We start from the raw sequence: 8,678 nt of genomic DNA, 5'->3' as shown, positions 1-8,678 counted from the left end.
TCTTTAAAAATTTCTATGTACCCGCCATCAGCACCGCTAAAACCGTGTTTGGCGTACATACCGGTTTGCCGGATATTACCGCCGTAAAAACCGCCAGCCGTCATCCTAAAATGCTGGATCAGCGTATTGTGATGGACCAGTTCAAAGGCTACGATAAACTGTACCTGCTGGGTGGCAACACCAACTGGGCTAACATCCGCGCAGTGTTTACCAATAATGTGGAAGGTATACGGATCTACGAAGAAGGCATGTATAAGTCGGCCAAAGCAGATGTATGGGGCGTTTCCGACTACGACCTGATCACAGAAGCCAGCGGCATCTTTAAAGAAGACAATGATAAAAAACAACCTTTCGTTGCGTTTCTGCAACTGGCAGATAATCACCCGCCTTATACCATTACCACCGGGGCCGGCGACTTTAAAAAATTAAGGGAGAAGGATATTGACATGAATAAGTTCAAAAAGTCGGGCTTTGTGTCAATCGATCAGTTTAATGCATTAAGGTATGAAGATTATAACGTGGGGCATCTCATTGATATGGCCCGCAAAGACGGTTACCTGGATAACACCGTTTTCGTATTTTTCGGAGATCATAACTGTGTGCTCAATCCATACAGCTTTATGCCGTTACCCGAATATGAACTGTCTACCGGCGGTGTACATGTAACAGCGTTTATGTACAGTCCCAAACACCTGGCGCCACAGCAGATCAGCACACCGGGCAGCTTACTGGATGTATATCCTACCATGGCTAAAATGGTAGGGATGCCATATAAAAACTATACACTGGGGGTAGATTTATTTGACAGCACCCGGATAGATAATAAGTATGTTTTCATGACGTACCTGCGCAACCAGATGCCTTATTATGCTACGCTGGGCGATCGTTACCTGTATGAAATAAACATGGTAAACGATTCCACCGCACTATACGATCTGAAAGGCGATCCGCTGAAGAATGTCCGTGCACAACAGGCGGATACAGCGAAAAGCCTTGATAATTTAACACGTGGCTTTTACGAAAGCACCCGATATTTGATGTTTAACAATAAAAAATAGCTGTTAGCTATTAGCTGTTAGCTGTTAGGAAATGCAGCGGAGATGGTGCTATGTTGTTCATTCGCTGCATTTTCTATCAGCTAACAGCTAACAGCTAAAAGCTCTCTGATTATGGATCTTGATAAACTTTGGTTTAAGGATTGGTTTAATTCTCCCTACTATCATTTGCTGTACGACAACCGCGATGAACGGGAGGCTGCTGCCTTCATTGATAAACTGCTGGCATTTTTGCAACCGGCTCCGGAAGCGGAAATGCTGGATGTGGCCTGTGGAATGGGACGACATGCCAAATATCTGGCCGATAAAGGCTATAATGCAACAGGAATCGATCTTTCTATTGAAAGTATCAACGCCGCTAAAAAACTGGAAAACGACCACCTGAGTTTTTTCCAACACGATATGCGCTTACCTTTTTGGGTAAACTACTTTGATGTGGTATTCAATTTTTTCACCAGCTTCGGTTATTTCGAATCCCAGCGCGACAACGACAATGCGTTGCGCACGTTGAAGAATGCGTTGAAGCCCGGTGGCAAACTGGTATTGGACTACCTCAATAGCAATTATGTAGCCGCCCACCTGGTATATGATGAAGTGAAAGAAAAGGAAAATGTGGTATTTGATATCCGTCGGGAACTGAAAGATCATAAATTCATGAAGCAAATCAGTATCCTCGACAAAAATAAAATGCGCCGCGCTACTTACACCGAAAGCGTGAATGCCTTTACCAGGCAGGATTTTGAGGTCATGTTTGCCAAACAGGGACTTGAAATAACAGAAATATTCGGCGACTATCACTTTAACAGCTATGATGAACAGCGTTCGCCACGACTGATCATTATCGCTACAAAATTATAGCCATGCTTGAAGCAATACTCCGTGAAGACCTCCGGTTATTTTTTCATATTAACGGACAATGGCACAATGGGGCACTCGATGTGATCCTGCCTTTTTTGCGGGAACCTTTTGTATGGGCGCCTTTGTACCTTTTCCTGGGTTTGTTTGTTACCATTAACTATGGCTGGAAAGGACTTTTCTGGATCCTTTTCTTTTTACTTTGCTTTGGCCTGGCAGATCAGGGCAGCCTGTATCTGAAAAGCGCCATCGGAAGAGTAAGGCCCTGCCGGGACCCGGTGGTATCGCATTATGCCCGAGTGTTGGTGGTATACTGCCCCATGAGCGGCAGCTTTACTTCTAACCATGCAGCGAATCATTTTGCGCTGGCTACATTTTGTTTCATAACTTTAAAATCAGCTTTTCGCCGGTATGCCTGGTTATTCTTTGTATGGGCCGCCGTTATTGGCTATGCACAGGTGTACGTAGGAGTGCATTATCCGCTGGATGTAGCCGGTGGTGCTGTACTGGGCATTTTAATCGGACTGCTCAGCGGAAGTTTCTTTCAACGCCGCATAAGACTGGAGTCTGAACTTACATCATGAACTGGAACTATCTGATATTAATACTGGCAGCAACCATTGCAGGTGGGATGATTCCCATGACGGTAAAACGTATTTCTGCCAATTTTTCAATTTACCTGCTGGCCTTTACCGGCGCCTTTCTTTTTGGGGTGATCATTATGCACCTCCTGCCGGAAGTGTATCATGAGCTGGGACATCAGGCCGGTATTTACATTGTAGCCGGATTTTTTCTGCAGGTTTTCCTGCAGCAGCTATCGCATGGTATGGAGCATGGGCATACACATGTACCACAGGAACATCATCATCATATTGCGGTAACGCCGCTGCTGCTGGGACTTTCCATCCATGCCTTCATGGAAGGTATTCCATTGGGATTTAAATATGATGATCATTCCGCACTGCCCTCACTGATGGTAGGAGTGGCCGCACATAAAATTCCGGAAGCATTAACACTGATCACCGTGATGATGCATGCACATAAAAAACGGGCAGATCTCTGGCGGATCCTGCTGATATTTGCACTGGTAACACCACTGGCCGCTATCCTGGCAGGATGGCTGGGCAGTCGTTTCGATATTGTACAGCATTACCTTTTATACGTGGTAGCGCTGGTAGTAGGTGCATTTCTGCACATTTCCACTACTATTTTTTATGAAAGTGGCACAAAACATCATGAACTCAGCAGGAAAAAGGTCATGGCAATAGCACTAGGACTGCTTTTGGCATTTCTTACCCTGATATTTGAATAATTTTTTATTTTTAGGCTTTATATATGGAAGTCGTCATTATCCTCATCCTTATTTTATTGAATGGCCTGTTCTCGATGTCCGAGATAGCATTGGTCTCGGCCCGGAAGATCCGTTTGGAAAACCAGGCCAATAAAGGGGATGAAAAAGCAAAGGCAGCTTTGAAGCTGGCCAATAATCCGGACACCTTTCTTTCTACCGTGCAAATCGGTATTACCCTGATCGGCATATTAACGGGTATTTATTCAGGCGAAAACATCAAAACAGATGTGATGGCCTGGCTCAATACATTCCCCGCTATACAGCCCTACAGCAGCGTGGTAGCTACTACCATCATTGTAGTGGCCATTACTTATTTCTCTATGGTACTGGGAGAACTGGTACCCAAACGTATCGGACTGGCTAAACCGGAAGCCATTGCCAAAGCCATGGCAAAGCCAATGCAGGTCCTTTCCTGGCTTACCTTTCCTTTTATCTGGTTACTGTCTGCCTCCACTACTGTGCTGGTGAAATTATTTAATCTTAAATCCGGTGATACCCACGTAACGGAAGAGGAGATTAAGGCCATCATCAACGAAGGCACCAACTCCGGCGCTATCGAAGAAACAGAACAGGAAATCATTGAGCGCGTATTTCACCTGGGCGACCGTAACATTACCTCGCTTATGACCTACCGGAATGATATTACCTGGCTGGATATCAATGAGGCTACTGCTGATTATCAGAAAAAAATTCATGACAGCCTGCATTCGGTATACCCCGTATGTGATGGGCAGATAGATAGTATCAAAGGACTGATCACGATAAAAGACCTGTACACCGTAGCCGGCAAATCTGTGCCGCTGGCGGATATTATCCGTAAACCCCTGTTTGTACCGGAAAATAATACAGCCTACCAGGTGCTTGAGAAGTTTAAGGAAACGCATTTGCACGCTGCTTTTATTGTGGATGAGTACGGTACATTCCTGGGCATGATTACCCTGAATGATATCCTGGAAGCCATTGTAGGAGATATGCCGGAAACCGCAGAAAGCGATGACTACGAAATGGTGCTCCGCGAAGATGGTACCTGGCTGGTGGATGCACAGATTCCGTTCTATGATTTCCTGGAAGAATTTGATAAAGAAGACTGGATGACGGAATTTGAGCAGGATTTTGATACGCTGGCAGGCTTCATTCTGCACCACCTGGAACATATACCGCAAACCGGTGAAAAGTTTACCTGGCGCGATTTTACATTCGAAATAGTGGACATGGATGCGCACCGCATCGATAAAGTATTGGTAACACCGCCAACCCAGCATGAGGAAGAATAAATAGTGATCCCCCAAAAGTAAAAAGCGTAATAACCGTATGCGTAATTACCCGGAATTCGTTTGGGACCGTTGTTATTTATTTGGATAAATCTAGCTTTATGCTAATTTTGAGCACTTTTTTACATATACAAATAATTTAATTTAAGATAAAATGGTTGCAATAGGAAGTAAGGCGCTGTCCCTGGATGAAGTGTACAGGGTCCTTTTGGGCGGAGAAGAGCTGACACTCGAAACAGCAGCTCTGCAGCAGGTGGAAGCTAGTTTTCTATTCCTTGAGAAATTTTCGGCAAAGAAACTGATCTACGGCATTAATACCGGTTTTGGTCCTATGGCGCAGTATCGGATCAGCGATGAAGATACTTTCCAGTTACAATATAACCTGATCCGCAGCCATAGCTCCGGCGCAGGAAAATGTATGTCACCCCTGCATACAAAATCCCTGATGATTGCACGTTTGAGCAGCTTTATGCAGGCACATTCCGGCATTCATCCGGAAGTAGTACATCTCTTAAAAGACCTGATCAATAAAAACGTATATCCCTGTGTGTTTGAACACGGTGGAGTAGGCGCCAGTGGCGATCTGGTACAATTAGCCCATCTGGCCCTGGTACTGATCGGCGAAGGAGAAGTATGGTATGAAGATAAATATCAGCCTACGGCAGAAGTATTTGCCCGACTGAACCTCAAACCTATAGGCATACACGTAAGAGAAGGACTGGCCATCATTAATGGTACTTCCGCCATGACCGGCGTAGGTCTGGTAAACCTTATCGAAGCCAAAAAACTCCTCGGATGGTCTGTGGTATTATCTGCCATGATCAACGAAATCGTGGAGGCATTTGATGACCACCTCTCTGCCGAACTGAATGCCGTGAAAAAGCATGAAGGACAACAGCAGATTGCCGCCAAAATGAGAGAAATCCTGACAGGTAGCAAAATGGTCCGCCATCGCCCCGATCATCTCTATAAAGAACTGGAAGAAGAAATTTTTAAAGATAAAGTACAGGAATATTATTCCCTGCGCTGCGTACCACAGATCCTGGGCCCCGTGTACGATACGCTGGCACAGGCAGAGAAGCTGGTAGTGCAGGAACTGAATTCCGTGAGCGATAACCCGGTAGTGGATCATCACCTGGAAAATGTTTTCCATGGCGGTAACTTCCATGGTGACTATGTCTCTCTGGAAATGGACAAAATAAAAATTGCCATTACCAAATTGTCTATGCTCGCAGAAAGACAATTAAACTACCTCCTGAACGATAAATTGAACCATAAGTTCCCGCCGTTTATGAACCTCGGAAAACTTGGCTTCAATTTTGGAATGCAGGGCGTTCAGTTTACGGCTACATCTACAGTGGCAGAAAATCAGACCTTGTCATTCCCGATGTATGTGCATAGTATTCCAAATAATAATGACAACCAGGATATTGTGAGCATGGGTTGTAATGCTGCCATCATGACCAGCAAGGTGATAGAAAATACTTTCCAGGTATTGGCGATACAGGTGATGACGATGTTACAGGCGGTAGACTACCTGAATTGTCAGGATCGTTTGGCTGGTTTTTCCCATAAAGTATACCAGGAAGTCAGAGCAATATTTCCTAAATTTATTGAGGATAGCCCGCGTTACAAGGATCTTCAGAAAATTAAGGAATACCTGATAAAAAATGTACCCGTAGAGTTTTAGTAGCCGGTACAACGTAATTCGTAATTCGTAATTCGTAATTTCATGAAGTGTGCATTAGTAACAGGTGGGTCCAGAGGAATAGGCAGGGCAGTTTGTATAAAAATGGCCGAAGCAGGTTATCATATACTCATCAACTACAAAGGAAATGAAGCGGCAGCATTGGAAACCCTGGAAGCGGTAAAAGCAAAAGGCAGTACCGGTGAACTGTTGCAGTTTAACGTGGGAGACGCTGCAGAAGTACAGCAGGTGCTGGGGAGCTGGGTAGAAAATAATAAAGAGCAACAGATAGAAGTACTGGTCAATAACGCAGGAATACGGGAAGACTCCCTGATGTTCTGGATGAATGAAGCACAGTGGGGAAATGTAGTGAACATCAGTTTGAACGGTTTTTTTAATGTGACGAAACAGGTATTGAATAGCATGTTATTAAAACGTTACGGACGTATTATTAATATGGTATCGTTGTCTGGCATCAAAGGTTTACCCGGCCAGACAAATTATTCCGCTGCAAAAGCAGGGGTCATAGGTGCTACCAAAGCCCTGGCCCAGGAAGTTGCCAAAAGAGGCGTCACCGTAAATGCCATCGCACCCGGATTTATTAAAACAGATATGACAGCAGAGCTCAATGAAAAAGAGCTGGCTGCACAAGTACCCATGAACCGCTTTGGTACACCGGAAGAAGTAGCGGAAGCAGTAGCTTTCCTCGCTTCCAAAGCAGCAGGGTATATTACCGGAGAGGTACTGAATATTAATGGAGGGTTGCACACCTGAGTAGCATTTAGCTATTAGCTATTAGCTTTTAGCTTTTAGTAAATGCAGCGGAAATTAGCATAACATACGCTTCGCTACATTTACTAAAAGCTAAAAGCTAATAGCTAATAGCTGGATCAAAGCTAACCGCTAAAAGCTACAAGCTTATGAACAGAGTAGTGATCACTGGAATGGGAATCTACTCTTGCATTGGAAAGGATATGCAGGAAGTAAGAGATTCATTGTATCAGGGAAAATCCGGCATTGTGCTGGACCCAGAGAGGAAAACTTTTGGTTACCGGTCAGGATTAACCGGTTATATAGAAAGACCCGAGCTCAAAGGGATACTGGATCGTCGGTCCAGGATCATGATGCCGGAACAGGCGGAGTTTGCCTATATGGCAACCCGTGAAGCCCTGGAGCAGTCGGGCATTACACCCGACTATATTGATGCCACACCCATAGGACTTTTATATGGTAATGACAGCTCCGCAAAACCAGTGGTGGAAGCCAACGATGTAATGCGGGCAAAAAAAGATACTATGCTGGTGGGTTCCGGTTCTGTATTCCAGACCATGAACTCCACCGTGAACATGAACCTGGCGACTATTTTCAAGCTTCGTGGTGTAAACTTTACCGTGAGCGCAGCGTGTGCCAGCGGTTCTCATGCCATTGGTATGGGCTACATGTTTATCCGCAGTGGTATGCAGGATGCCGTTATTTGCGGCGGCGCCCAGGAAGTGAATTTGTATGCGATGGGGAATTTCGATGCCATCGGTGCTTTTTCCATCAGGGAAAATGATCCTGCCCGCGCTTCCCGGCCTTTTGACCGCGACCGCGATGGACTGGTACCCAGTGGCGGCGCAGCAACCGTTATCCTCGAAAGCCTGGAATCAGCCCAACGCAGAGGCGCCACCATTTTAGGTGAAGTGATGGGATATGGCTTCTCTTCCAATGGTTCCCACATCTCCAATCCTACTGTAGACGGGCCCGTACGCTCGCTGGAGATTGCGCTGAAAGATGCAGGTCTGCAACCCGGCGATATCGAATATATTAATGCACACGCTACGTCCACACTGGCAGGCGATACCAGTGAAGCCAAAGCTCTGCATGAAGTATTCGGCGCTTCCAGACCCTACGTGAGCTCCACCAAGTCTATGACCGGCCACGAGTGCTGGATGGCAGGTGCCAGCGAAATTGTATACTCCATGCTCATGATGAAACATGGATTTATTGCACCCAATATTAACCTGGAAAATCCCGATGAGGACGCCGCCCGGCTAAATATTGTGTCCAGTACAATTAATAAAAATTTTAATATATTTTTGTCGAATTCTTTCGGTTTTGGAGGCACCAACTCTTCTCTTATCGTCAGGAGGTGGAACGGAAAGTAAATATTCTTAACTTTGACCCCTGGATCAGGATCGTTAGACCAACTAAGATGCAATAAATAATTTTAAAACGACCTATATCTGATTTCGCACTTTATGGACATTAGAGAAATAATAACTGTTACGAATAGGTTTCTGGTAGAGGAGTTTGAAGCAAACGCCGAATCAATCACACCTGAAGCAAATATGAAGTCCACACTGGATCTTGACAGTCTGGATTATATTGACATGGTAGTAGTGATAGAAGATAACTTCGGATTTAAAGTAAATCCTGAAGATTTCCAGGCTATCGTCACCTTCCAGGATTTCTACGAT

Annotated in this window: 9 protein-coding genes; all 9 read left to right on the top strand. The window is 45.0% G+C overall.

Going from position 1 to position 8,678, the window contains the following annotated elements:
- Positions 1-1,058: LTA synthase family protein (locus VIP81_RS22155; protein ID WP_331966498.1), on the top strand; the 1,058-nt coding region annotated here is incomplete at its 5' end.
- A 111-nt stretch (positions 1,059-1,169) separates the two neighbouring features.
- On the top strand, positions 1,170-1,913 hold the full coding sequence (locus VIP81_RS22150; RefSeq protein ID WP_331966495.1) for a class I SAM-dependent methyltransferase: 744 nt from the start codon (positions 1,170-1,172) through the stop codon (positions 1,911-1,913).
- Positions 1,914-1,915: 2 nt separating this feature from the next.
- Positions 1,916-2,494, top strand: a complete 579-nt coding sequence (locus tag VIP81_RS22145) for a phosphatase PAP2 family protein (RefSeq protein WP_331966492.1) — start codon at positions 1,916-1,918, stop codon at positions 2,492-2,494.
- A complete protein-coding gene (locus VIP81_RS22140; RefSeq protein WP_331966488.1) occupies positions 2,491-3,222 on the top strand; it encodes a ZIP family metal transporter in 732 nt (243 codons plus the stop codon). Before VIP81_RS22145 ends, VIP81_RS22140 begins: the two co-directional genes overlap by 4 nt.
- 23 nt (positions 3,223-3,245) lie before the next feature.
- Positions 3,246-4,535: a hemolysin family protein gene (locus VIP81_RS22135; RefSeq protein WP_331966485.1), complete on the top strand. Its 1,290-nt coding sequence runs from the start codon at positions 3,246-3,248 to the stop codon at positions 4,533-4,535.
- Between the two features lie 151 nt (positions 4,536-4,686).
- Positions 4,687-6,222 carry an aromatic amino acid ammonia-lyase gene (locus tag VIP81_RS22130; RefSeq protein WP_331966482.1) on the top strand — a complete coding sequence of 512 codons (1,536 nt, stop codon included), beginning with the start codon at positions 4,687-4,689 and terminating at the stop codon, positions 6,220-6,222.
- 42 nt (positions 6,223-6,264) lie between these two features.
- Entirely contained in the window at positions 6,265-6,993 is a 729-nt protein-coding gene (gene fabG, locus VIP81_RS22125; RefSeq protein WP_331966479.1) for a 3-oxoacyl-ACP reductase FabG, read from the top strand.
- A 146-nt stretch (positions 6,994-7,139) separates the two neighbouring features.
- Positions 7,140-8,366 carry a beta-ketoacyl-[acyl-carrier-protein] synthase family protein gene (locus VIP81_RS22120; protein ID WP_331966476.1) on the top strand — a complete coding sequence of 409 codons (1,227 nt, stop codon included), beginning with the start codon at positions 7,140-7,142 and terminating at the stop codon, positions 8,364-8,366.
- A 93-nt stretch (positions 8,367-8,459) separates the two neighbouring features.
- The coding region (locus tag VIP81_RS22115) for a phosphopantetheine-binding protein (protein WP_331966473.1) at positions 8,460-8,678 on the top strand (219 nt) is incomplete at its 3' end.

The sequence above is a fragment of the Chitinophaga sp. genome, from assembly GCF_036566945.1.
In the GTDB taxonomy this organism is placed as follows: Bacteria; Bacteroidota; Bacteroidia; order Chitinophagales; family Chitinophagaceae; genus Chitinophaga.
The sequence above is the reverse complement of the archived record's forward strand: the minus strand, read 5'-3'. Positions and strand labels throughout refer to the sequence as shown.

What these genes read in the sequence shown, in the direction of transcription:
- VIP81_RS22150 (WP_331966495.1), top strand. Translation starts at nt 1,170, where the DNA reads ATGGATCTTGATAAACTTTGGTTTAAGGATTGGTTTAATTCTCCCTAC.
- VIP81_RS22145 (WP_331966492.1), top strand. Translation starts at nt 1,916, where the DNA reads ATGCTTGAAGCAATACTCCGTGAAGACCTCCGGTTATTTTTTCATATT.
- VIP81_RS22140 (WP_331966488.1), top strand. Translation starts at nt 2,491, where the DNA reads ATGAACTGGAACTATCTGATATTAATACTGGCAGCAACCATTGCAGGT.
- VIP81_RS22135 (WP_331966485.1), top strand. Translation starts at nt 3,246, where the DNA reads ATGGAAGTCGTCATTATCCTCATCCTTATTTTATTGAATGGCCTGTTC.
- VIP81_RS22130 (WP_331966482.1), top strand. Translation starts at nt 4,687, where the DNA reads ATGGTTGCAATAGGAAGTAAGGCGCTGTCCCTGGATGAAGTGTACAGG.
- fabG (WP_331966479.1), top strand. Translation starts at nt 6,265, where the DNA reads ATGAAGTGTGCATTAGTAACAGGTGGGTCCAGAGGAATAGGCAGGGCA.
- VIP81_RS22120 (WP_331966476.1), top strand. Translation starts at nt 7,140, where the DNA reads ATGAACAGAGTAGTGATCACTGGAATGGGAATCTACTCTTGCATTGGA.